Annotated in this window: 20 protein-coding genes and 1 other RNA gene; 14 read left to right on the top strand and 7 right to left on the bottom strand. The window is 42.3% G+C overall.

Translation table 11 applies throughout. The features are described from left to right. Complete coding sequence (gene lpxA, locus B2R65_RS09235; protein ID WP_024033817.1) at positions 1-771, top strand: acyl-ACP--UDP-N-acetylglucosamine O-acyltransferase; 771 nt, start codon at positions 1-3, stop codon at positions 769-771. A gap of 139 nt (positions 772-910) precedes the next feature. Then, positions 911-1,303, top strand: a complete 393-nt coding sequence (locus B2R65_RS09230) for a septal ring lytic transglycosylase RlpA family protein (protein ID WP_248533607.1) — start codon at positions 911-913, stop codon at positions 1,301-1,303. Here the strand turns inward: B2R65_RS09230 and cydC are convergent. From cydC to B2R65_RS09205, 5 genes are read right to left on the bottom strand one after another with little or no spacing between them, the layout of a single operon-like run. After that, entirely contained in the window at positions 1,286-3,028 is a 1,743-nt protein-coding gene (gene cydC / locus B2R65_RS09225; RefSeq protein WP_286742115.1) for a thiol reductant ABC exporter subunit CydC, read from the bottom strand. The genes B2R65_RS09230 and cydC overlap by 18 nt on opposite strands. After that, positions 3,021-4,793, bottom strand: a complete 1,773-nt coding sequence (gene cydD, locus B2R65_RS09220; protein WP_286742113.1) for a thiol reductant ABC exporter subunit CydD — start codon at positions 4,791-4,793, stop codon at positions 3,021-3,023. Before cydD ends, cydC begins: the two co-directional genes overlap by 8 nt. Continuing rightward, positions 4,783-4,947 carry a cytochrome bd-I oxidase subunit CydX gene (gene cydX, locus B2R65_RS09215; RefSeq protein WP_004586934.1) on the bottom strand — a complete coding sequence of 55 codons (165 nt, stop codon included), beginning with the start codon at positions 4,945-4,947 and terminating at the stop codon, positions 4,783-4,785. Before cydX ends, cydD begins: the two co-directional genes overlap by 11 nt. A gap of 12 nt (positions 4,948-4,959) precedes the next feature. Then, positions 4,960-6,099 carry a cytochrome d ubiquinol oxidase subunit II gene (gene cydB, locus B2R65_RS09210; RefSeq protein WP_286742109.1) on the bottom strand — a complete coding sequence of 380 codons (1,140 nt, stop codon included), beginning with the start codon at positions 6,097-6,099 and terminating at the stop codon, positions 4,960-4,962. Further along, positions 6,096-7,679 carry a cytochrome ubiquinol oxidase subunit I gene (locus B2R65_RS09205; protein WP_004586936.1) on the bottom strand — a complete coding sequence of 528 codons (1,584 nt, stop codon included), beginning with the start codon at positions 7,677-7,679 and terminating at the stop codon, positions 6,096-6,098. Before B2R65_RS09205 ends, cydB begins: the two co-directional genes overlap by 4 nt. A 291-nt stretch (positions 7,680-7,970) precedes the next feature. Between B2R65_RS09205 and lpxB the strand changes: the two genes are divergently transcribed. The 6 genes from lpxB to B2R65_RS09175 all read left to right on the top strand — a co-directional run bounded on the left by lpxB (position 7,971) and on the right by B2R65_RS09175 (position 15,923). Then, on the top strand, positions 7,971-9,128 hold the full coding sequence (gene lpxB, locus B2R65_RS09200; protein WP_024033822.1) for a lipid-A-disaccharide synthase: 1,158 nt from the start codon (positions 7,971-7,973) through the stop codon (positions 9,126-9,128). Next, positions 9,118-9,720 (top strand): ribonuclease HII, encoded by a 603-nt coding sequence (gene rnhB, locus B2R65_RS09195; RefSeq protein WP_273611440.1) that lies wholly within the window; start codon positions 9,118-9,120, stop codon positions 9,718-9,720. Before lpxB ends, rnhB begins: the two co-directional genes overlap by 11 nt. A gap of 3 nt (positions 9,721-9,723) precedes the next feature. Next, complete coding sequence (gene dnaE / locus B2R65_RS09190; RefSeq protein ID WP_273611441.1) at positions 9,724-13,215, top strand: DNA polymerase III subunit alpha; 3,492 nt, start codon at positions 9,724-9,726, stop codon at positions 13,213-13,215. Between the two features lie 16 nt (positions 13,216-13,231). Further along, positions 13,232-14,188: an acetyl-CoA carboxylase carboxyl transferase subunit alpha gene (accA, locus tag B2R65_RS09185; protein ID WP_004586940.1), complete on the top strand. Its 957-nt coding sequence runs from the start codon at positions 13,232-13,234 to the stop codon at positions 14,186-14,188. Positions 14,189-14,279: 91 nt separating this feature from the next. After that, entirely contained in the window at positions 14,280-15,584 is a 1,305-nt protein-coding gene (tilS, locus tag B2R65_RS09180; protein ID WP_273611442.1) for a tRNA lysidine(34) synthetase TilS, read from the top strand. After that, complete coding sequence (locus B2R65_RS09175) at positions 15,585-15,923, top strand: hypothetical protein (RefSeq protein WP_273611443.1); 339 nt, start codon at positions 15,585-15,587, stop codon at positions 15,921-15,923. 67 nt (positions 15,924-15,990) lie between these two features. Here the strand turns inward: B2R65_RS09175 and B2R65_RS09170 are convergent, their stop codons facing one another. Continuing rightward, entirely contained in the window at positions 15,991-16,887 is an 897-nt protein-coding gene (locus B2R65_RS09170; RefSeq protein ID WP_024033826.1) for a GGDEF domain-containing protein, read from the bottom strand. Positions 16,888-17,020: 133 nt separating this feature from the next. Here B2R65_RS09170 and B2R65_RS09165 point away from each other — a divergent pair, with 133 nt between their 5' ends. Beyond that, positions 17,021-18,994, top strand: coding sequence for a monovalent cation:proton antiporter family protein (locus B2R65_RS09165; RefSeq protein WP_273611444.1), 1,974 nt, complete (start codon positions 17,021-17,023; stop codon positions 18,992-18,994). 136 nt (positions 18,995-19,130) lie between these two features. On the opposite strand, the gene B2R65_RS09160 is transcribed toward B2R65_RS09165, so the two are convergent. Then, positions 19,131-20,276 (bottom strand): patatin-like phospholipase family protein, encoded by a 1,146-nt coding sequence (locus B2R65_RS09160; protein ID WP_004586945.1) that lies wholly within the window; start codon positions 20,274-20,276, stop codon positions 19,131-19,133. Positions 20,277-20,497: 221 nt separating this feature from the next. Between B2R65_RS09160 and B2R65_RS09155 the strand changes: the two genes are divergently transcribed. The 5 genes from B2R65_RS09155 to B2R65_RS09135 all read left to right on the top strand — a co-directional run bounded on the left by B2R65_RS09155 (position 20,498) and on the right by B2R65_RS09135 (position 25,189). Continuing rightward, positions 20,498-21,373: a DUF3014 domain-containing protein gene (locus B2R65_RS09155; protein WP_273611445.1), complete on the top strand. Its 876-nt coding sequence runs from the start codon at positions 20,498-20,500 to the stop codon at positions 21,371-21,373. 138 nt (positions 21,374-21,511) lie between these two features. Next, positions 21,512-21,608: signal recognition particle sRNA small type (ffs, locus tag B2R65_RS09150), an RNA gene on the top strand. A gap of 131 nt (positions 21,609-21,739) precedes the next feature. Then, positions 21,740-22,369 (top strand): Tn7 transposase TnsA N-terminal domain-containing protein, encoded by a 630-nt coding sequence (locus B2R65_RS09145; protein ID WP_273611446.1) that lies wholly within the window; start codon positions 21,740-21,742, stop codon positions 22,367-22,369. Then, positions 22,362-24,185 carry a Mu transposase C-terminal domain-containing protein gene (locus tag B2R65_RS09140; protein WP_273611447.1) on the top strand — a complete coding sequence of 608 codons (1,824 nt, stop codon included), beginning with the start codon at positions 22,362-22,364 and terminating at the stop codon, positions 24,183-24,185. The genes B2R65_RS09145 and B2R65_RS09140 overlap by 8 nt, the downstream gene beginning before the upstream one ends. Before the next feature lie 2 nt (positions 24,186-24,187). Further along, the gene (locus B2R65_RS09135; RefSeq protein WP_273611448.1) at positions 24,188-25,189 is read left to right on the top strand and encodes a TniB family NTP-binding protein; all 1,002 of its coding nucleotides are present in this window, start codon (positions 24,188-24,190) and stop codon (positions 25,187-25,189) included. Positions 25,190-25,244: the final 55 nt, after the last annotated feature.

The following is a 25,244-nucleotide window of genomic DNA, read 5'->3' as shown; positions in this document are numbered from 1 at the left end:
GTGATCCATTCTACAGCAATAATCGAACCTGGCGCTAAACTAGGCAACAATGTCTCAGTTGGTCCATATAGCTATATTGGCAATGATGTTGTGATCGGTGATGACTGTATTATTGAGTCTCACGTTGTTATTAAAGGGCCATCTACTATTGGTTCTGGCAATCATATTTTTCAATTTGCGTCAGTAGGCGAAGCCTGCCAAGACAAAAAATACAACAACGAACCAACCACTCTTATTATGGGCGATAACAACGTTATACGTGAGTGTGCAACCATTCACCGTGGTACTATTCAAGACCAAGGTGTTACTAAAATTGGTAGCAATAACTTATTTATGGCGTATACCCACGTTGCTCACGATGCCGTAATTGGTAATAACGTTATATTTGCTAATAACGCAAGCGTTGCAGGCCACGTGCATGTAGGCGATTGGGTTATTTTAGGTGGTAACTCAGGTGTGCATCAATTTTGTAAAATTGGTGATCACGCATTTATTGGCATGTACTCAGGCGTTAATAAAGACGTACCGCCATTTGTAACCACCATTGGTATGCCAGCAGGCCCTGCTGCGACCAATAAAGAAGGTATGAAGCGTCGTGGCTTTGAAAGCGACGAAATTATGGCCGTACGCCGTGCTTATAAAGCGTTTTATCGTAAGAGCTTAAGCGTGGACGAAGCGATTGACTCACTTAGTGAAGATGCTGCTAAGTATCCTGCAGTACAAACCATGATTGATTTTGTGAAAAGCTCTGAGCGCGGTATCGTAAGATAAGCGCCTTATGCTTTTTAAAAAAAACCACCTAAGAGTAATCGACGGTGGTTTTTTATTGCCTATAAAATATTTTAATTCAGTACACACTCAGCCACGTAAGGTTAACCTTTGCGCGAATTTTTATAATTAAAGCGCATCTATGTCTTTTACTAAGTTAATTTTTACCCTCAGTTTTTTATCAATTTTAGCTGCGTGTAGCAGCCAACCTATAGTTACCTCTGCTAATGGCGAGCGTACTCAGTTAGGTAAAGCCTCTTATTACGCTAATAAATACCATGGCCGCACAACAGCAAACGGCGAAACATTTAGCCAAAACGCATCCACTGCTGCGCATTTAGAATTACCCTTTGGTACAAAAGTGAAGGTTACAAACTTGGCAAATAACAAATCGGTGATCGTGAGAATAAACGATAGAGGCCCGTACGTTAGAGGGCGGGTTATTGATTTATCGTTAGGTATGTTTAAAAAAATTGCCGACCCTAAAGTCGGCGTTATAGATGTATCAATCAGCGTATTAGAACCGAGTAGTTAAGGCAACATAATCGGTATATGTTTCGCTAAGCTCTTTATGAGTGCCTTGCGCTACAAGGCTGCCATTTTCTAGCCAAATAATGTTATCCATTTGCGCTAAAAGAGCAGGGTCGTGGGTAATGGTAAGTACGCTTGCGTTACTCATTACCTGCATAATAGCGTTCATTACCGTTTGCTTAGATTGGTTATCAAGCCCTTCTGTAGGCTCATCAAGGACTAAAATGGCTGGGTTTTGTAATAAAGCTTGCGCAATGGCTATGCGCCTTGATTGGCCTTGAGAAACACTTCTCCCACCTGTGCCTAAACGGGTTTTTAAACCATCTTGTAGCTCATTAAACCAAGGTTTGAGCTGTGCAAGGTTAATGGCTTCAAGCATTTCTTCTTTTGTGGCGCTTGGCTTTGCATAGCGTAAGTTTTCACTTAATGTGCCATCAAAAATATGATGCTGCTGCGCAAGTATATTAATAATGCTTGCGCGGGTGTTGCTGCTTAGTGCGTGGAGTTCTTCTGCGTTATTTTCATCGCTTAGCCTAATACTGCCTTGCTGCACTGGCCATAAACCGGTAAGTAAATTAACCAAGGTGCTTTTACCACTGCCGCTTCTGCCTACAATCGCTACTTTTTGCTGTGCTTTAAGGGTAAAGCTGATATTAGCTAAAGCACTGTGCTCTTGGTATTTATAGCCAATGTTATTAAGCGCCAAAGTTGTATTGTTTTTATCAAACTGCATCTCAACTAACTCAGCGCTATTAGCTTCTTGCGCTGTGACTTTATCTTCCAGTGTAAATAGTCGCTCAGCGGCTTTGAGTACAGTGGGCAGCTCTATAAATGCATTGGGCAACAGCAATACAGTTTCAAAGCTTGCTAATACAAATAGGCTTAACATAGCAAGCTCAACATTAACCATAGCGCCGCTGTAAACCAAAGGCACAATAGTAACTATGGCGCCAAGCATAGCTAGCTGCACAACCAGCAAACTTAAACCGTCGCTATTTGCGAGTGCTTTATGGCGACTATAAAGTTGTTGGTTATATTGCTCGTTTAGTTCATTACATTTTGAAATTTGCCCAGCACGTGCCTGATAAATACTCAGCTCTCTAAGGCCGGTTAGGGTGTCAGAAAGCTCTGCTCTAAGTTGTGCACTGAGCTGTGTTTCTTTATGGCTATTTTTATTTAATTTAGCACTTAACAGCGCAGGTAAAACAACACCAATTAATAAAATGCCTATAAAACAAATAAGCGCAACATTGGCGTTATAAGCCGCCATAAACACCATAATTATGGGCACACTCAACAGCGCTACCAGCATTGGCAGTAATATGTTTAAGTAAAACTTATCAAGCGCATCCACGTCATTTTGTAAGCGGTTAACTAAATCGGCGCTGCGGCTCATTGCTAAATCTACATTGTTTAGCTTACTTAGCGTGGCAAACATATTAACGCGTATTTCACTAAGCAATAAAAACGTCGCGTTATGTGTTACTAAGCGCTCACCATAGCGTGATGCAGTTCGTACAATCGCTAAAAATCGAATGGTTCCTGCAGGTGTAAAGTAATTCATTTGTACGCCTGCGATACCCGCTGCCGCCATTGAGGCTAAAAACCACCCCGATATAGCTAATAAGCCCACGTTTGCAAGTACCGTTAATGTGGCTAAAAAAGTACCCAGTAGCATGGCTTTATAATGCGGGCGGCAAAGCTTTAATAGCCTAATAAAATTAGTCATTGTTTGCTCCTTGCGCTTGTAAATTAAGGAGTGATTTAAATGCGCCTTGTTGCTGCTCAAGTTGGCTGTAAGTACCTTGCTGTGCTATTTCGCCATTTTGCATAACAAGGATATTGCTTGCGTTTTTCACTGTATTTAGCCGGTGGGCAATGACCAACACTAAGTGGTTTTTAGCGTAATTATTTATAGCCTGCTGAATAAGCTGCTCGGTTTGGCTATCAAGGTGGGCTGTCGGTTCGTCAAGCACTAAAATAGGTGCTTGTTTTAAAAACGCCCGTGCGAGGGCTATACGCTGCTTTTGACCGCCAGAGAGCCCTTCACCTTGCTCACCTATCAGGGTGTCGAACCCATTCTCTAACGTGTTTATAAAATCTAAGGCGCCCGCTTGGTGCGCGGCTTGCTCAAGCTCTAGTTGCGTAGCGGCTGGCTTGGCTATTTTTATGTTATCGCTAATGCTTTGATAAAAAAGCGTTGGGGTTTGGGGGATCCACGCAATTGCGTTTTGTAATGTACTCATGCTTGTAGCATCAAGTGGTTTATTATTAATGCTTATTTGTTCAATCACCTGCGGATGAAACCCTAATAAACAATCAAATAAAGTACTTTTACCTGAGCCACTAGCACCTACTACAGCCACTAACCCTTTAGCGGGTAGCGTAAGGTTTATATTTTTTATGCCTTCGTTACTGTTTGGGTAGGTAAAGTTTAAGTTGTTTATGTTTATTGAGCTTATATGCTCCTCAAATTTTGCTTCATGTTGCTGTGACTGCTCAGGAAGTGGGGCATTTAAAATAGTGACCATATCGGCCGCAGCGCTTATACCTTGCAAGCGGGCATGGTAGTGGCTGCCTAATTGGCGCAGTGGTAAGTAAAATTCTGGGGCAAGTAGTAAAACAACAAATCCGGTTGCAAAATCAAGCGTGCCAAAAAACAGTCTAAAACCAATGATTACCGCCACCAGTGCCACACTAATTGTGGCTAAAAATTCCAGCGCAAATGATGATAAAAAGGCAATTTTTAAAACACCGAGTGTAGCGTGCCTAAAGTCATCAGAAATTTTGGCTATTTGTTTAAGCTCTTTTTGCGTTGCGTTAAACAATTTAAGTTGTGTTAAACCTTGTACGCGGTCAAAAAAGTAATTACCTAGTACGGCCAGTTGCTGCCATCTTTTTTGATTTAACGCCTCGGCCTTTGAGCCCACCAAAATCATAAAAAACGGAATAAGCGGAGCGGTTAATAAAAATATTAAGCCTGCTTTATAGTCGGTTGGAAAAATAACCACCAATATTGCCAGCGGAATAAGCGCGCTATAAGCAACGCCAGGCAAGTATTTAGCGTAGTAGTCGTGCAGTGCTTCAACGCCATCGTGCACGGTGTTAAGCGTGGCTCCTTGGCCGTGTTGTTCAATATAACTTGGGCCAAGTTGCGTTAATTTGGTCAATAAGGTTTGGCGCATAGCCGACTTTATTTTAAGTGCCGCATAAGCACTGAGTTTTTCACTGATAGCTAAAAACAGGGCTCTGAGTAAAATAATACCCGCAAGTGGCCAAAGTAAATGGGTTACTTGGTTAAGGCTTGCGCCTTCAAACATTACGTTATGAATAGTTTGTGCCAGTAAATAGGCGCCTGCAATCATTAAAATAGCGTTAAATGTGCCCAGTGCAATACTTAACTTTAACCATGCACCCGCAGGCTTACTTTGCCGTTTTAAAAAAGCGCGCAGAGATTGCTGCTGCGCGCGATTTGGTCGGGGATTAGTCGTCATCTTTTGTGTTGTTAGCTTCGTTTAGTAAATCGTGCATCGGTTGTTCATCATCAGCTATGCTGTTTTTATTTTGATGAAACTCGTACCACATTACATTTATAACACCTAAGGTACAGGCTAAAAGTACACCTAAAATCCAAGCGAAATACCACATAATTTAGTCTCCTTAGTAGCTACCATGCGTGTTGTTTTCAATTTCGTCTACCGTTACTCTGCGCCACATTTTTACGTAACACCAGGTGGTGTAGGCCAAAATTAACGGAATAAATATAACAACAGCAACAAACATAATATTAAGCGTTCTGTGGCTCGACACCGCATCCCAAATAGTTAAGCTAATATCTGGGTTATTAACAGATGGCATAATAAATGGGAACAGCGACACACCCGCCGTCATAATAACGCCAATTAACATGATGCTGGTTGAAATAAGCCCAAGCGCTGGCTTGTTTAGTTTAGAGAACAGTAAAGCACTGAGTGCCATAACAAAGCCTAAAATAGGGAAGGTCATTGTCCATGGACGCTCGCTGTAATTATTAAGCCACGCACCTTGCGCTGTGCTTACAACTTTTGCCAACGGATCTGCATGGCTTTGCGTATCAGGCATAGAAACAATTTGGTAGCCATTTATGTTTGCCACCCAAAAACCCGCAGCCGCAAACAGTACAATAAATACCACTAATGCGTAGCGGCCATATTGCGCTGAGCGCGCTGCAACGGCATCTGCTGTGCGCAGTTGTAGCCACATGCCTGCATGGGCAATTAACATGGTGATACTAATTAAACCTGCCAGTAGGCCAAATGGGTTGAGTAAGCCAAAAAACGAGCCTTGGTAACTTACACGCAGTAAGTTATCAATGTTAAACGGTACACCTAAAAATAAGTTACCAAATGCCACACCAAATATTAAAGCCGGAATGGCGCTGCCTGCAAATAAGCCCCAATCCCAGTTATTACGCCAGCGTTTAGAGTCTATTTTTGAGCGGTAATCAAAACCTAAAGGTCTAAAAAATAGCGCAAACAATACCAGCATCATGGCAAAGTAAAAGCCCGAAAATGCAGCGGCATACACCATAGGCCACGCTGCAAATAAAGCGCCGCCTGCGGTAATAAACCATACTTGGTTACCGTCCCAGTGGGCGCCAATGGTGTTAATTACCGTGCGGCGCTCTGAGTCTGTTTTACCAACTAGGCGAAGCAGCATCGCTACGCCCATATCCATGCCATCGGTAATTGCAAAGCCTATTAGCAGTACGCCTATGAGCAACCACCACAGCATTTTTAATGTTTCATAATCAAAAATCATAATTGCTCTCCTGCGTCTTTATCTGCTTTGTTTGGTAACTCAAAGTGATACTTACCTGTATGTAACGAGCTTGGGCCTTGTTTAATAAAGCGCACCATTAACCAACCTTCTACAATGGCAAGGCCAGTGTAAAAAATAATAAACCCAGTTAAGCTAATTAAAATATCGTTTACCGTCAGTGACGAGGTGGCTAAAAAGGTCGGTAATATTTCTGATATAGCCCAAGGCTGGCGACCATATTCAGCAACGATCCAACCAAACTCTATTGCAATCCATGGTAGTGGAATACTTAATACTGCAGCCCACAGAAGCCAACGTTTTTGCTCAATAATACGGTGTGCGTTGTAATAAAATGCCAATACAAATACGGCCAGCATAGCTACACCACAGGCCACCATTATTCTAAATGACCAAAACATAGGCCCCACTTTAGGGAACGAGTCTTTAACTGCCATTTGAATGTGCTCCTCTGTGGCATCTACCACATTGGGGGTATAGCGTTTTAGCAGCAAGCCATAACCTAAATCGGCTTTAAGAGAATCAAATTTAGCTATGTTTTCTTCGCTGTCATCGCCATTTCTTAGCTTTTGGAGGTATTCGTACGCTATCATGCCGTTACGAATGCGTACCTCGTGTTTTTTCTCTAAATCAGAAATACCAATAACTTGCTCATCTAAAGAGCGGGTAGCAATAATGCCTAGTGCGTAAGGTATTTTTACTGCTGCATGCGTTACCTGCTCATCTGAGTCAGGAAAACCAAGCGCGGTAAACGCAGCGGGTGCTTCTTCGGTATGCCACTCAGCTTCTATGGTGGCAAGTTTTACTTTTTGAACTTCGCCTACTTCGTAGCCTGATTCGTCACCTAATAAAATGACACACAATATGGATGCTAAACCAAAGCCCGATGCCACCGAGAACGAGCGCTTAGCAAAGGCTAAATCACGGCCTTTTAATATGTACCAGCTACTAATGCCCAGTACAAACATAGAAGCGGCTACGTAACCTGCCGATACCGTATGAATAAACTTAACCTGCGCCACAGGGTTAAATACAAGCTCTGCAAAGCTGGTCATTTCCATGCGCATGGTTTGATAGTTAAACTCTGCCCCTACCGGATTTTGCATCCACCCGTTAGCAATTAATATCCACAGCGCCGACATATTAGTACCTAGCGCCATTAAAAATGTAGCGCCCAAATGTTGGCGTTTAGTTAACCTATCCCAGCCTAAAAAGAACATACCCACAAAGGTCGACTCTAAAAAGAACGCCATTAAGCCTTCAATAGCGAGCGGGGCGCCAAATACATCGCCTACGTAATGCGAGTAATAAGACCAGTTAGTACCAAACTCAAACTCCATGGTCAGGCCCGTTGCCACCCCAATAGCAAAGTTAATACCAAACAATTTTCCCCAAAACTTAGTCATATCACGATAAATTTCGCGACCGGTCATAACATAAACCGATTCCATAATAACTAAAATCCAGGTCATACCTATGGTTAAAGGTACGAATAAGAAATGGAAGAGTGCGGTAACAGCAAACTGCAATCGCGATAGATCCACAAAGGTTTCATCTATCATTTTTGGCTCCTTGAGGGTGACGGGTTAACAAGGCAATTAATAATTGGCAAAGTTAAAATTAATGAACTTTCAGTAATTACTGAAAGTTTGGAATATTATTTACGTTTGCACAATTTTTGTCAATAAACATATTAGAAAAAGTTAATATATATTCACCATGCTACATCAGTATGAAATACAAACAATCGTTTGGTACTAAATTAGTTACAAATAATCGTTAATTTAAAGCGTTTAACCAAACATTAAAACACGGTAAACTAACCGCTATGAACGCCTGATAAATAAAGTCGAATGAATAAAGAGAAAAAACAACTACGTATTGGTATTGTGGCAGGTGAGCTGTCGGGCGATATTTTAGGCGAAGGCTTAATTAAAGCACTTAAAACGCACTTCCCAGATGCTATTTTTGAAGGCATTGCAGGGCCAAAAATGCAGGCTCAAGGCTGTAAAACGCTTTACGACATGGACGAGCTCTCGGTAATGGGGCTGGTTGAAGTATTAGGGCGTTTGCCGCGTTTACTTAAAATACGTAAGCAGCTGGTGCAGCACTTTAAAGATAACCCACCCGATGTATTTATTGGTATTGATGCGCCCGATTTTAACCTACGCGTAGAAAAGCCTTTAAAAGATGCCGGTATTAAAACCATTCAATATGTAAGCCCGTCGGTTTGGGCATGGCGCGAAAAACGCATTCATACCATTAGTGCTGCCACAAATTTAGTGCTTGCTTTGCTGCCGTTTGAAAAAGAATTTTACGATAAGCACCAAGTACCGTGTACATTTGTAGGGCACACCTTAGCTGACGATATAGCGCTTGAGCACGACGATAGCCAAGCCCGCCAAGAACTTGGCCTAAATACCGACGACAAAGTACTGGCTTTACTGCCAGGTAGCCGTGGCTCAGAAGTAGGCTTGCTCAGCGAAACCTATATAAATACAGCTGCGCAGTTACAAGCGCAAAACCCAGATCTTAAAATAGTGGTGCCGCTGGTTAACGAAAAACGCAAAGCGCAATTTAGTGAAATTTTAAATGCCACTGCGCCAAATTTAAATGTAAACCTACTCGATGGTCAGTCAAAACTAGCCATGCAAGCAGCCGATGCCATTTTACTGGCATCAGGCACAGCAACGCTTGAAGGCATGCTGTATAAAAAGCCTATGGTGGTGGGTTATAAAATTAAGCCAATGAGCTATTGGATTTTTAAAACCTTGTTTACCTTTAACATTAAATATTTTTCACTGCCTAACTTATTAGCCGATGAAGAACTCGTGCCGGAGTTTTTACAAAGTGAATGTAACGTGGCTAATTTAACGGGCGCACTTACGCCTATGCTAAATACCGATAATAAAGAACTAAAAGCACGCTTTTTAGCCATCCACGAAAAAATTAGATTAAATGCCAGCAAACAAGCAGCCAAGGCTGTGGCGGAGTTAATAAATGCAAATTGAACGACCCAACGTAACCTTAATTGCCGGTGTAGATGAAGTAGGGCGTGGCCCGCTTGTCGGCGATGTTGTTACCGCTGCGGTAATACTTGACCCAGCGCATCCTATTACAGGTTTAGCTGACTCTAAAAAGCTAACCGACAAAAAGCGCCAAGCACTGGCTATAGAAATAAAACAAAAAGCGCTGTGTTATGCCATTGGTCGTTGTAGCCCAACAGAGATTGACGAGTTAAACATTTTGCATGCAACTATGCTTGCAATGACGCGTGCAGTTGAGGGGTTAAGTACGCAACCAGAGTTTGTATTTGTAGATGGTAACCGCTTACCTAAATTAGCTATGCCGGCTCAAGCAGTTGTTAAAGGCGATAGTTTAGTGGCTGAAATTTCAGCAGCCTCTATTTTAGCCAAAGTAGCGCGTGATGATGAAATGCTTGAGCTTGATACTCGCTACCCGCAATACGGGTTTGCAGGGCACAAAGGGTACCCAACTAAAGCACATTTTGCAGCGCTTGAGCAGTACGGTGCTATTGATGAGCACCGTAAAAGTTTTAAGCCGGTACAACGTGTGCTAATGCAAGCAAAGGGCGAGGCATAAATAATGGCCGCTCCAGATTTTGTACATTTACGGGTTCACTCAGACTTTTCGATGGTCGATGGCTTAGCTAAAACCAAGCCTATTGTTGCTAAAGCGCAAGAGCTTGAAATGCCCGCGCTGGCAATTACCGATCAAATGAACTTTTGTGGTTTAGTGCGTTTTTATGGCGCAACCCACAGTGCCGGTATTAAACCCATAGTGGGAGCCGATTTTTGGTTGCGCAGCCCAGAGTTTCCAGATGAGCCAAGCCGTATTACGTTGCTAGCTAAAAACAACGACGGTTATAAAAATATTACCTTATTAATATCTGAAGCTTACCAACGCGGGCATATATTTCATCGCCCGGTGATTGACCGAGAATGGCTAGTTGAGCACAAAGAAGGGCTTATTATTCTCTCAGGCGCAAAAGATGGTGACTTAGGTAAGGCCTTATTAAAAAATAACCCAGGTGTTATTGAATCTGTAGTGAGCTTTTATAAGCAGCATTTTAGCGAACATTACTATTTAGAGCTTATTCGCACCGACCGTCCGCTTGAAGAAGACTACCTGCATATGGCGGTAGAGCTTGCAGCAAAAGAGCAGCTGCCCGTTGTTGCCACAAACGAAGTGGTTTTTTTAAAGCCCGAAAACTTTGAAGCGCACGAAATTCGTGTGGCTATTTTTGACGGTTACACCCTTGATGACAAACGCCGCCCTAAACGATTCTCACAAGAGCAATACCTAAAAACGCCTGAGCAAATGGCAGAGCTATTTAGCGATATCCCTGAAGCGCTGCAAAATACGGTAGAAATAGCCAAACGCTGTAACGTAACGGTGCAACTAGGCACTTACTTTTTGCCTGATTACCCAACAGGCTCGTTAAAAATTGAAGACTTTTTAGTTAAGGTTTCAGAAGATGGCCTTGAAGAGCGCTTGCAGTTTTTATTCCCTGATGAACAAGAGCGACAAGAAAAACGAGGCGAATACGACGAGCGCTTAAAAGTAGAACTTGGTGTAATTAACCAAATGGGTTTTCCAGGCTACTTCTTAATCGTAATGGAGTTTATTCAGTGGAGTAAAGATAACAATATTCCAGTGGGGCCAGGGCGTGGTTCGGGTGCGGGTTCATTAGTGGCGTATGCCCTAAAAATTACCGACCTTGATCCGCTTGAATTTGACCTACTCTTTGAGCGATTCCTAAACCCTGAACGTGTATCAATGCCCGATTTCGATGTCGATTTTTGTATGGACAGGCGTGATGAGGTAATTGACCATGTATCGGCATTGTATGGGCGGGACGCGGTATCACAAATTATTACCTTTGGTACCATGGCTGCAAAAGCGGTTATACGCGATGTAGGGCGTGTACTTGGCCACCCTTATGGTTTTGTTGATCGTATTTCTAAGCTGATCCCAGGGGATCCCGGGATGACGCTTGCCAAAGCGTTTGAGGTAGAGCCGCGTTTACAAGAAGCCTATGATGGCGACTCAGAGGTAAAAGATTTAATCGATATGTGTCGCATCCTAGAAGGATGTACACGTAATGCCGGTAAACACGCCGGTGGTGTTGTAATATCGCCGACGACCATTACCGACTTTGCTGCACTTTATTGCGATGACGAAGGTAAGTTTCCGGTAACACAGTTTGATAAAAACGACGTAGAAACCGCAGGCCTAGTTAAGTTCGATTTCTTGGGCTTACGTACCTTGACCATTTTGCAGTGGGCTGTGGATATGACCAACGTGCGCATGAAGCGCGAAGGCAAAGCGCCCGTTGATATAAATACCATCCCACTGGATGATAAAAAAAGTATAGAGCTATTACTGCGCGCCGAAACAACCGCGGTATTCCAGCTAGAATCGCGCGGCATGAAAGACCTCGTACGCCGATTAAAGCCCGATTGCTTTGAAGATATGATTGCATTGGTAGCCTTGTTCCGCCCAGGCCCACTGCAATCAGGCATGGTAGATAACTTCATCGACCGTAAGCTTGGGCGAGAAGAAATTTCATACCCAGATGCCCAATACCAACACGAAAGCTTAAAGCCCATACTTGAGCCTACTTACGGCATTATTTTGTACCAAGAACAAGTAATGCAAATTGCCCAGGTACTAGCAGGCTATACGCTTGGTGGCGCCGACATGCTACGTCGTGCAATGGGTAAGAAAAAACCCGAAGAGATGGCCAAGCAGCGTTCAACCTTTGAAGAAGGCGCACGCAATAATGGTATAGACGGCGAACTGGCAATTAAAATTTTCGACCTGGTAGAAAAATTCGCAGGTTATGGTTTTAATAAATCTCACTCGGCAGCGTATGCACTGGTTTCGTACCAAACGCTGTGGATGAAAACGCACCATCCAGCAGAATTTATGGCTGCGGTAATGTCGGCCGATATGGATAACACCGACAAAATAGTTATCTTGGTGGATGAATGTGAAAACATGAAGCTCACCTTATTACCGCCTGATGTAAACGCCGGAGAATTTAAGTTTACGGTAAACCTGCAAGGTGAAATTGTTTACGGTATTGGTGCTATTAAAGGCGTAGGTGAAGCGCCGGTAGAGGCCATTTTAGAAGCGCGCGCAAAAGGCGGCCCATTTAAAGATTTATTTGATTTTTGTGCCCGTGTAGATTTAAAACGCTTAAATAAACGTGTAACCGAAAAATTAATTTACGCCGGTGCACTTGATCAACTCGGGCCAGAGAAAACCCAAGCAGGGCGTGCAACATTACTGGCAAGTTTAAAAGATGCCATGCGCGCTGCCGATCAGCACAACAAAGCTGAGCAACTAGGGCAAAGCGATTTATTTGGCTTACTGGCCACCGAGCCTGATGAAGTTGAGCAAGCCTTTATTAAAGCCACACCGCTTACCGATAACCAATGGCTTGATGGCGAAAAAGACACGCTAGGCCTTTATTTAACAGGGCATCCGATAAATCAGTATCGCCGTGAACTTAGACATTACACAAGCGGCAAGCTGGTGGATTTACAGCCAACAAATCGTGATGTACTCTCTACGGCGGCGGGTTTAGTTATTTCAGCGCGGACCTTAATTAATAAAAAAGGAAATCGTTGGGGCTTAATAACTTTAGATGACAAGAGCGCCCGTATTGATGTACGCTTGTTTCCTGAGCAGTTCGAAATGTACCAAGAAATGCTTCAAGTAAACAATATCTTGGTAATATCTGGACAGGTCAGCTTTGATAACTTCTCCGGTGGCATTACAATGACCGCCAGAGAAATAAACACCATTGCTCAAGCGCGTGAAAAACGCATTAAAGCGATTAAAATGACGCTGAACATGGTGCAAATCGAGGCAGGTTTCTTCGATAAATTACAAAAAGTACTCGAACCTTATAAAATGGGAACGTGTCCGATCAAGGTTTATTACCAGCGCCCCGATGCGTTGGCTCAATTAACCCTAGGGATCGAATGGTGTGTTACGCCGAGCGACGACTTAATTCATAAGTTATCACTCATGGCGGCACAAGATGTAGAACTAGAATTTAACTGATTAGGTAGTTTAGAGCATGAGCCTCAATTATCTTGATTTTGAGCTTCCGATTGCAGAATTAGAAGCAAAAATTGAAGAATTACAAAGCATAAGCCGCGCTGGCGAATTAGACCTTGAGTTAGAAGAGGAAGTCAGCAAATTAAAAGAAAAAAGCGCTAAGCAAAAAGAGGAAATATTCTCAAATTTAGGCGCTTGGCAAGTATCGCAGTTAGCGCGTCATCCGTTGCGTCCTTACACTCGAGATTATATCGAGCGCATTTTCACGGAATTTGACGAGTTTGCAGGCGATCGTACTTTTGCTAACGATCCGGCTATTTTAGGTGGTGTTGCACGTTTAGATGGCGAACCAGTAATGGTGATTGGCCAGCAAAAAGGGCGTGATACAGCTGAAAAAATTAAACGTAACTTTGGTATGCCAAAACCAGAAGGCTACCGCAAAGCGCTACGTTTAATGGAAATGGCCGAGCGTTTTAAAATGCCAATTATGACCTTTATCGACACCCCAGGGGCATACCCAGGTGTGGGCGCTGAAGAGCGCGGTCAGTCTGAGGCAATTGCACGTAACCTAAAAGTAATGGCGGCACTTAAAGTACCCACAATTTGTACGGTTATTGGCGAAGGCGGCTCTGGTGGTGCATTAGCCATTGGTGTTGGCGACAGAGTTAACATGTTGCAATACAGCACGTACTCAGTAATTTCGCCAGAAGGCTGTGCTTCAATTTTATGGAAAAGCGCCGATAAAGCACCACTTGCCGCAGAGGCAATGGGTGTAACTGCAGAGCGTGTTAAAGAGCTCGATTTAATTAATAACTTAGTTGAAGAGCCTTTAGGCGGCGCACACCGCAATTACGATGCAATGGCACGTAACTTAAAAACACGTTTAAAACGTGACCTTGCTGACTTACAAGCGCTATCGCTTGAAGACATGCTAGATCAACGCTACAAACGTTTAATGTCGTTTGGTTACTGCTAATTAGCTAACCAACACATTTATTGTTAAAAAAGGCCGCTTATGCGGCTTTTTTGTTTTAAAATACTGCAAACATTAAATTTATAGCGTATCCATGCAAGCATCACCTATTTATCAGCACGTTAAACACGCCCTTGAGCACTTTTTTAAGCACCAGCAGTATAACTTTACGGTGGCGCTTTCGGGTGGCGTGGATTCGGTGGTATTGCTTCATATAATGCACTTATTAAAACAAGCGCAACCAAAGCTAAACGTAAACGCGATTTATGTTAATCATGGTTTAAGCCAATACGCGAATGACTGGCAGCGCTTTTGCCAAAACTTGTGCGCTGAGCTAAATATATCGTTTAATGCCGCGCAGGTAACAATAAACTCAAAAACACGAACAAGCCTTGAAGCGCAGGCACGTGAGGCGCGTTACAAAGCACTTGATGAGCTAAGCCCCGCGGGCAGTGTTATTTTGTTGGGTCAGCATTTAAACGATCAAATAGAAACGTTTTTACTGCGGTTAAAGCGCGGCTCTGGCTTAAAAGGGTTAGGCGCAATGCAAAAAATGCGTGAACTACAAAGCGGGCGAATATGCTACAGACCGCTTTTAAACATAACGCGCAGTGATATAGAGCACTTTGCCACAGAGTTTAATATTACGCACATTACTGATGACTCAAATACCGATGAGCGTTTTGATCGTAACTTTTTACGTGCACGTGTAGTGCCTATACTTGCAAAGCGCTTTAAAGGTTTTGAACATTGTGCTGGGCGCAGCATTGAGTTACTACAGCAACAACAAGCGCTACTTGATGAGTACACTGAACTTGATTTAAAACAAAGCGTAAACGCCCATCAAGCACTGAGCGTTAGCCAACTAACCACCTACAGCGACGTGCGCATAACCAATGTGGTTCGTGCATGGCTTAGCTTATTTACCCAAGTAATGCCCTCACAAAAGCAGCTTTTGCAAATAATTAACCAAGCCATAAATGCGCAGGCTGATGCGCAAATGCAAGTTGATTTAAGCGAAGGGCAAATACGACGCCATCAAGGGTATTTGTATTTTGTTACACCACACACATTATTAGCCGATGAAGCGCTAACGAGCAATGAGCTTGCACTTAATGATGGGCGCGTTTTAATAAAGCAACAAGGTAAAGGCCTACGTGCCCCACTGCCAAACGAGCAAGTCACCGTGCGCTTTAATTGTAATAGTGCGCGTATAAAGCCGTTAAAAAAGCCAGGCAGCAATACGCTTAAACACTGGTTTAAAGATGCAAAAGTAGCCCCGTGGTTAAGAGAGCGGGTGCCTTTAATATTTTATAACGATGAGCTTGTGCAAGTTGTTGGTTATTTTGTAAGTGAAAAACACCGAGACGAAAACGGCATTTTTTGGGAGTGTAAATAAATGAAAGATCAGCCACATGTAGGCTTATCGCTAGTTAGCAAAGCGCCAATGGGTATGTTAATAACAGCGTTAGTAGCTGTTATAGCCAATGTATTACTAGAGCTTAATATTATTACATTAGGTTATGCCGTTGTGGGCGGGGTGATATCGGCGGTATTACTGCTTGCCTACTGGTTAGGTAAAGGCGGGTTATTTTTTATTTTAGGGGTAAGTTTACCATTGGTTTTAGTGTTATTTACCCCGCTTGCAAGCATAACAGCATTGCTTAATTTAGTGAGCGGCTTCTTTTTTGGCTTTTGTGCAGCCTTGTTTGTTTATAAATTACTGGTTAATAAATAATTAATTTATAATAAAAAAGCTTAGCGGGGGAGGCTAAGCTTTTATAAATAATACAGTTATATAAATACTAATATGCTTTTGCACAGTTGCGCCCAGAGGCTTTTGCCTTATATAAGCCTTTATCGGCTCTAGCAAATATTTCTGTTTCGCAATCTTGGCTATTGGCTAGGGTAAAGCCAATGCTGGTGGTTACTTTATATTTAGACATTAAACTTGAGTTTCTGACTAAGTGCATAATGCGCTCAGCAACCACTTTGTTTGTTGTAAACTCGGGGTCTTCAATAATCAGCGAAAACTCATCGCCACCAAATCTAAATACAGAGTCGGTGCCGCGTATACTGCTACAAAGTACCTGCGAAAACTCTTTTAAAACATCGTCACCTACTTTATGACCATAGTTGTCGTTTACTTGCTTAAAGTTATCTAAATCAAGCAGCATTAAACTAAAAGGACGCTGGTAACGGCGGCAATTTTCGAGCTTTTGCGATAACATGTCATTAAATTGGCTACGGTTATTTAACCCGGTAAGCGCATCTTTTGTGGCAAGTTTTAACACTCGGCTGTACATCATTGCGTTACGCAGTGGGTACACAAGGGCGCTGTGTAGGGCACGTAATTTGTTTTCAATCGCTTTACTAATAGGGTATTGGCTAAAGTAAATTAGCTGTCCTAAGTGCTCGCGACCAATAGCTAAATCGTAAGAGTACGGGCTAGTGTTCGTGTTGCTATCTGAGGTTTGTGCAGTGCCGAGCGTTGATTGAAACTGCAGCCCTGAAAAGTTAAGTAGCTGTTTGGCAAATTTTGCATAAATAGCCAACACATCTTCTATTACTAGGCTTGTTTGTAGCTCGGTAACTAAATCGTGCGTTGCCGCTGTTTCGTTTGTGTGTGTTTGCTCTGCCGAAAACGGCAAAAAATCGCCGCGCCCAGACACGCGTTGTGTCAAAATATGGACATTTTCCATTAAAATCTTCCCCCAGGGTGTTACTTTGCAATAACCAAGCTATTTTTATGCCATATTTTAAAATTGCTTGATAAACATATGGTTGCTATATTTAAAGTTCATTCCGTAGTTTAATTGACGCTGGAGGCCGAATTTGCAAAGTATAAACGCTCAAATTTTTGGCTTGTTAGTGGCGGCGGTGCTTTTTGTATGGTTTTTTAAGCGCATTGGCTTGCCGCCTATTTTGGCGTATTTAGCAACAGGCGTTTTAGCGGGCAGCCATGGCATTGGTTGGCTTGCGCAATCTCACGAAATAGAGTTTATTGCTGAGCTGGGCATCGTATTTTTACTGTTTAGTTTAGGGCTCGAATTTTCTATATCGCGGCTAATGGCCATGCGCAATATTGTGTTTGGACTGGGCTCGTTACAAGTTGGTGTTACCAGCTTGCTCTTCATTATTATTTTATATAGCTTAAATTTTAGCTTACTCACTAGCTTTACCATTGGCACAATTATGGCGCTTTCTTCAACCGCGGTGGTGGTTAAGCTATTAAAAGAAACTGGCGAACTAAACCAGCGCCGTGGGCAACTGGCGGTGGGCGTATTACTGTTTCAAGATATTGCCGTTGTGCCCCTGCTTATTATTTTGCCATTGTTTGCCTCAAGCGATTCGCAAAGTATTAGTTGGGCGCTGGCATTTGCGCTTACAAAAGGCGCGTTTGTGTGCTTATTACTGTGGGCGATTGGTAAATGGGTGCTGCCTAAAGTATTTAAAGAAATAGCGCAGGTACGAACCGATGAGCTGTTTGTACTTACCACAATTTTGGTGGCGTTATTTGCCGGCTTTTTAACTTACATGTTTGGTTTATCAATGGCGCTTGGGGCATTTTTAGCTGGCATGATGCTAGGAGAGAGCCATTACCGCCATCAACTAGAGGCTGATATTAGGCCATTTCGCGATATATTAATGGGGCTGTTTTTTGTAACTGTGGGGATGCAGCTCGATATTTTATTTGTGCTTTCGCATGGTTTTGTAATTATTGGCGCGTTATTTGGCTTGTTAATATTAAAAATTACCGTGCTGGCATTAAGTGCCCGATTAATGCATGAGCGCAATCAAGACTCGCTAGCCTGCGGCGTTATGCTGTGGCAAATGGGAGAATTTGGGTTTGTGCTTATTGCTTTGGCAGGTCAGCATGAGTTGCTCAATTCAGAGCAAGCGTCGTTTTTAATTGCCTTAGGGGTGCTTTCGATGGCGCTAACCCCGTTTTTAATTGATAAAACCCCACTAATGTTAAAGCAATTAGGTATTTTAGATCACCCCAGTATGGCGAGGGAGAGCGAGCCTAAAAGTAGCACCTTATATAACGATCACGTGATTATTTGTGGCTTTTCACGCGTAGGACAAACTATAGCGCGATTTTTAAAACCCGAAGCCATAGATTACGTTGCCATAGAAAGTAACCCTATTTTAGTACAAGAGGGCAAAGCCGCAGGTGAGCCAGTAATATTTGGCTATGTAAAACAAAAAGATATTTTAAAGTGCGCAGGGGTAGAGCGAGCACGCTTAGTGATTATTACCTTTACAGAGCTTGAGCATGCACACGTGGTAATAGACGCCATAAAGCAGCTTGCACCCAACGTTAAAATACTAATAAGAACCCGCGACGACAGCCAATTAAACAACTTAAAAGAGTTGGGTGTTACTGAGGTGGTGCCTGAGTCGTTAGAGGCAAGCTTAATGTTGGTTTCGCATGTGTTGTCGATGTCGGGTGTACCGATGACACGCATTGTACGCCGTGTTAGTAAAGAGCGCCGTAATCGCTACCCGCTTATGCAAAGTTTTTACGCCGGTTACTTTAAAGACAACGAAGAAACCTCCTCTGAGCGCTTAGAATATTTACACGTAGTTGCGTTGCCAGATCAAGCCTATGCGGTGGATAAAACAATAGACGAGCTTAACTTATCTAAACGCCGCGTGACTGTAAAAGCTTTGCGCCGAAAGGGGCAAGAAATAGACGACCCATCAACCAGCACCACATTGTGCGCAAACGATGTATTGGTATTGCAAGGTAAGCCTAGGCGGGTAGAGCGAGTAGAGCATTATCTACTCGATGGGCTTGAATAAAAATGCATTTGATGTTTTTTACTGACATAGATGCAAGTTATTAAAATAACGCAGAGGTAGTTATCGAGCTCACTAAGCTTACTCTGCGATTAAATAGCCCATAGAACAAGTTTTAATTAGCAAAGGCCAACATTAGCTAGTCGAGCTCTAAAAATTGGCGTATTTCGGGTAGTTTTTTCATGCCATCTTCATAGCCAATTTGAATTAGGTGCTGAGTGTAGCGTTTTTCAAATAACAAATAGCTGGTTAAACTCGATTGCGAATGTTTTTTTACCCCAATTGTGCGCAGCAGCAACTTAATTGCCCACGGCATATCGCTGTAGTACTGCGCGGCAATATCGTTAAAGTTTTTTGATGGATTAATAATACACGTCTCTATTTGTTTCAGCTCTTGGTGTTTGTCGCGCGCCGGAAGCAGCCCTAAAGTGCGATTGACTCGCTCAAGGCGCTCAAGGTCGGCTTGCATGGTGTCGCTAAATACACTATCGAGTAAATGCCCAGCAACCGCAGAAAGCCCAGGGTAGTGGGGCGAGTAACCCGCCGGATGCGACTCTTTTGGTTGGTCTACCCCAATAATAAATATTTTTTCAGCCCCTAAATGAATGGACGGGCTAAGCGGTGAGAGCTGGTGAATAGAGCCATCGCCAAAATAGTGGTTAAATACATTAACACTTGGAAACACCATAGGAATGGCGCTTGAGGCCATTAAATGCTCAACGTTAATGCGCATAGGGCGACCTTCGCGCTTGGCACGCTGCCAAGGTGTTTGTGTATTTGACTGAAAAAACGCAACAGAGTCACCGGTTGTATAGCTTGAAGCGGTAATAGAAATCGCTTCTAAATAATTACGATGTAAATTACGTTCAATGCGGTGCAGGTCTAAAATTTCGTTTAATAAACCGCGCAAAGGGCGGTTATTCAGCAAACTGCCGGGTGGGTGGTTTATGTGCTCAGACTGAAAACTGGTTAAAATATTGCGCGCAATATGGCCAAATACACTTAAAAAGTCGCTTTTGTAAACCATAGATGTTGAAAAGTTTTTCCAAACAGACTCAAGTTTACGCACGGCCAAATGTGCACACGAGGCATAACAGGCCAAGGCTGCAGAATTAATCGCGCCTGCAGAAGTGCCGTTAATAATTCTAAATGGCAAAGGCGCGGTGCGGGGCATACTATGAGCAAGCGCTTTAAGCACGCCCACTTGATAAGCAGCGCGAGCGCCACCACCTGTAAGTAATAGGGCTATTTTAGGTTTATGTGGGTCAACTTGCTGGATTTTCATAGTGGTTTTTGAACTGCTTAACGTCTTTTCTTTATTTATCAACTTTAAGTCTTTAAGCTAGAAGAATCAAAGAATAACTGAGTTACTATGGCTCGTTGTTCTAATTAGTAAGTGTAGGTTTATGTTGTAAAGCCTATATTTAAGTAATAGTGATTACCGATAGTGAATTTTTTCCACTCAGCGTACTCTGAGTAATATGCATTTAAATTTATGGAGTTTGTATGTCAGATAAACCAGAAGCGTCAGATGTTCAAAAACGTCCGCCTAAAAACAATTTTTTATTCGCCGTTATTATTTTAATTATTTTAGTGTGTGCCGCTGCGTTCGTACTGTTATCGCCCACTGACGAGCCAGAAACTCGTACAGAGGTAGAGCAAACACCAAAAGAACAGCCTGTGATGGAGCTAAAGCCAGAAAACGACCCTGTGGTAGATGCGCCATCAGTTAAGCCTGAAAAGCCAGTTGAGCTAAGCGTGCCTGCTCAGCGCCCAGCTGAGCCAGAGCCGGTTGTAGAGCCATTACCAACGCTTGATGAAAGCGACACCGTAGTGGTTGCCAAAATGGATGAATACCTAAGCGACTCGGTAATGAGCCTAATGGTAACCGACGATGTAATTCGCCGTGGCGTCGTATTTATAGACAATATAGCCAAAGGCAAAATTGCTAAAAAGCATACGCCAGTGGTTAAACCCGAAGAAGAATTTAGCGTAAACGAAGGAGACATTTTAACAATTGACCCTAACAGCTACGAGCGCTATACACCGTATGTAAAAGTATTTACGAGCTTGAGCGCCGCCCAAGCTGTGCGTATGTACGAGCAGTACAAGCCATTAATCAACAACGCGTACAGTGAAATTGGTTACGGCGATGATGAATTTAATCAAACGCTAGAAGATGCTATTGAGTTATTACTTGATACACCGGAGCCAGAAGGCGAGTTACCGCTACTGCGAGACTCGGTTACTTATCAGTATGCGTTTTCTGAATGGGAGCAATTACCGGCTGCACAAAAACAGCTGTTACGTATGGGCCCAGAAAACATGAAAAAAGTAAAAGCAGCACTGCGTAAAATTAAAGCCGAGTTAGAGCGTAATTAATAGGCATTAAAGGCTGTTTTTAACCGCGATTGTATATGAAGTATGCAATCGCACTTTCTTTTTTGATTATCCCTTGAATAACACACCAAAAGTAGAGATAATCCTTCCCGCGCCAACCAAGGCCCTCAATGGTAGTCTTATTGGTCCTCTCGCAACACTAGCAGGCGAACCTGGTCAGGCCCGGAAGGGAGCAGCCACAGTTTGTGACGTGTGTGCCGAGATGTGGCTGGTAAGACTGCCACCCAAATTCCTCATTTGTGTTGTTTGAAGTATAAGTTGACATATTTGTACTAAAAGATGGCATAAATTGGAAGTATAAGGTGGCATAGTCTAGTATTTAACCAAATGGTTAGATGGTTGACTCACATGTACAGAAGAAAACTCAAACACTCCCGTGTAAAAAACCTCCATAAATTTGCTAGTCAAAAAAATAAATCTACCTGTTTAGTTGAATCCTCTTTAGAGTTTGATGCCTGTTTCCATTTTGAATTTTCACCATCAATAGCCGCATTTGAGGCACAACCACTCGGTTACGAATATCAGTTTGATAACCGTACATGCCGTTACACACCTGACTTTTTACTTACCCACACAGACGGCACGCAAAAATTTATAGAAGTAAAACCGCAAAGCAAAATTACTGACGAAGACTTTCGTGCACGTTTTATTGAAAAGCAAACCATAGCTAAGCAAGATGGACGCGACTTAATACTGGTTACTGATAAACAAATCCGTGTATACCCAACACTCAATAACTTAAAGCTTTTACATCGCTATTCTGGTTTTCAGTCTTTAACAGAGCTGCAAGCATCGGTGCTAGAACTTGTTAAGCAATACGGCTCTATTAAAGTGGGCCAGTTAGTTAACTTTTTAAAAGTAACTGCCGGTGAGCTACTTGCTACTGTGCTACGCTTATTATCACTAGGGCAGTTATTTGCCGACTTAACTACAAATGAAATATCAATAGAAACAGCAATTTGGTCTAACAATGTTTAATGACGGTTTGTTTGATGATGAGTTTAACCAGCCATTACCAAAAGTAGAAACCAAACTACCTCAAAATTACGCCAAAGATTTACAAGCCCTTCCTGAAAAAATTAAAAATACAACATTTGCTAAGCTTAAATATATTCAATGGCTTGAGGCTAATATTCAAGGTGGTTGGACACAAAAAAACCTTGAGCCTTTATTGAAAGTAATGCCTGAAGTTGAGGGAGAAAAGAAGCCCAGCTGGAGAACAGCAGCACGATGGTATAGCGCTTATACAAATGCAGATAAAAATATCATGGCGCTAATACCAAGCCATCAAAAAAAGGGTAACAGGGAGCGCGATACAGCCACCGATAAGTTTTTCGAAAAAGCACTTGAGCGTTACTTAGTAAAAGAAAAGCCTTTTGTCTCTTCGGCTTACAAGTTCTATAAAGACTTAGTGACTATTGAAAACGACAGCGTTGTTGGTAGCACACTAAAGCCTTTAACATACAAAGCGTTTAAAAACAGAATTGATAACTTACCACAATACGAAGTAATGATCGCTCGTTATGGTAAGCGCCTTGCTGATATTGCTTTTAATAAAGTAGAAGGGCATACACGGCCTACCCGAGTACTCGAAAAAGTTGAAATTGACCATACACCGCTTGATCTTATTTTATTAGATGATGAGCTACATATCCCGCTTGGTCGGCCAACACTCACCATGTTAGTCGATGTGTATAGCCATTGTATTGTTGGCTATTACTTTAGTTTCAGTGAGCCTAGCTATGATGCAGTAAGGCGAGCAATGCTAAATGCGATGAAACCTAAAAGTGAAGTGGCAAAACTATACCCCGATACGATTAATGAGTGGAAGTGCGCTGGCAAAATTGAAACACTTGTTGTTGATAATGGCGCTGAATTTTGGAGTAACAGCCTTGAGCTTGCTTGTGAAGAAATAGGCATTAATACTCAATATAATCCTGTTGCGAAGCCGTGGTTAAAACCATTTGTAGAACGTATGTTCGGCACAATAAATACTGAATTATTAGACCCTGTGCCTGGTAAAACCTTTTCTAACATTTTACAAAAGTATGAATACAATCCCAAAAAAGATGCAATTATGCGTTTTACGACCTTTATGCAGTTATTTCATAAATGGGTAGTAGACGTTTACCATCAAGATGCCGACAGCCGCTTTAAGTACATACCAAGCCAATTATGGGATCAAGGCTTTAATACGTTACCACCAACAATGCTGAGTGATGCTGATCTTCAACAATTGGATGTTGTGCTCAGTATTTCAAAGCATCGGGTGCTTCGTAAAGGTGGAATACGGCTAGAAAACTTAAGCTACGACAGTACTGAACTAGCCAACTATAGAAAGCAGTTTAGCCACAAAGTATCTCAAGAAGTTTTAATTAAATTAAACCCAGATGATATCTCTTATATCTACGTGTACCTTGATAAGCTAGAGCATTACATAAAAGTGCCATGCATAGATCCAAACGGTTACACCCAAAATTTAAGTTTGAATCAGCACAAAATAAATATACGTATTCATCGCGATTTTATTTCGGGCTCTATCGATAATGTAGGCTTAGCAAAAGCGCGTATGTTTATTCATGATAAAATTCAAAACGAGTTTGAAGAGTTAAAAAATGCGCCAAAACACTCAAAGGTAAAAGGGGGTAAAGCGTTAGCTAAGCATCAAAATGTTAGTAGCGACTCGCAGAAATCAATAGCTCAGAGCGAGCCAGTAGAACCCAAAAAGGTTACACCTAAAGAGCAGCCAGCTGATAGCTGGGATGACTTTATCTCAGATCTAGATGGATTTTAATTATGCTGACCGACAAACAAAAAGAAAAGCTTAATGAATTTCGTGATGTATTTATTGAATATCCAATAATAAGCACTGTATTTAACGACTTCGACAGATTAAGACTTGGTAAAGGGTTAGCGGGCGAAAAGCCTTGTATGCTGTTAAATGGCGATACAGGCACAGGTAAAACAGCACTAATAAAACAGTATAAAGAACGCCATTTACCGCAATTTATTAATGGAGTGACGAATCACCCTGTATTAGTCAGCCGCATACCTAGTAATCCGACACTAGAATCTACTTTAGCCGAGCTTCTTAAAGACTTAGGGCAAGTAGGCAGCACAGAGCGTAAATTGCGAGTAAACGGTACTCGGTTAACGAAATCATTAATTGAAAATTTAAAAACGTGTGGTACTGAGCTTATAATTATTGATGAGTTCCAAGAGCTAATTGAGCACAACCAAGGTAAAAAGCGCCGCGAGATTGCTAACCGATTAAAGTATATTAACGACGAAGCGGGTGTATCAATTGTATTGGTAGGAATGCCGTGGGCAGAAAAAATAGCAGACGAACCTCAATGGTCATCGCGTTTATTAGTAAGGCGGCAGCTGCCATATTTTAAATTATCAGAAAATCCAAAGCATTTTGTACAGCTAATAATTGGCCTAGCCAACCGTATGCCATTTACCGAAAAGCCAAACTTAAGTGAGCAAGCAACAGTATTTGCTTTGTTCTCACTATCAAAAGGTTGTTTCAGAACATTAAAATACTTTTTAGATGATGCCGTACTTTATGCATTAATAGACAGCGCAAAAACACTCACAACCAAGCACTTAGTTAAAGCATTTGAGGTACTGTTTCCTGACGTACCAAACCTATTTACCTTGCCCGTTTCAGAAATTACAGCAACTGAAGTTGAGCGCTATTCACTATACAAACCTGAAAGCGCCCTAGATGAAGATCCGTTTATAGCGACCAAGTTTACTGACCGGATGCCGATTAGTCAGTTGTTGAGGAAATAGGTTATACGGAGTCATGAATCTAGATTACTATTATTCGAATATTTAAAAATTAAAT

Source organism: Pseudoalteromonas sp. UBA2102 (assembly GCF_002331165.1).
GTDB classification, from domain to species: Bacteria; Pseudomonadota; Gammaproteobacteria; order Enterobacterales; family Alteromonadaceae; genus Pseudoalteromonas; species Pseudoalteromonas atlantica.
The sequence above is the reverse complement of the archived record's forward strand: the minus strand, read 5'-3'. Positions and strand labels throughout refer to the sequence as shown.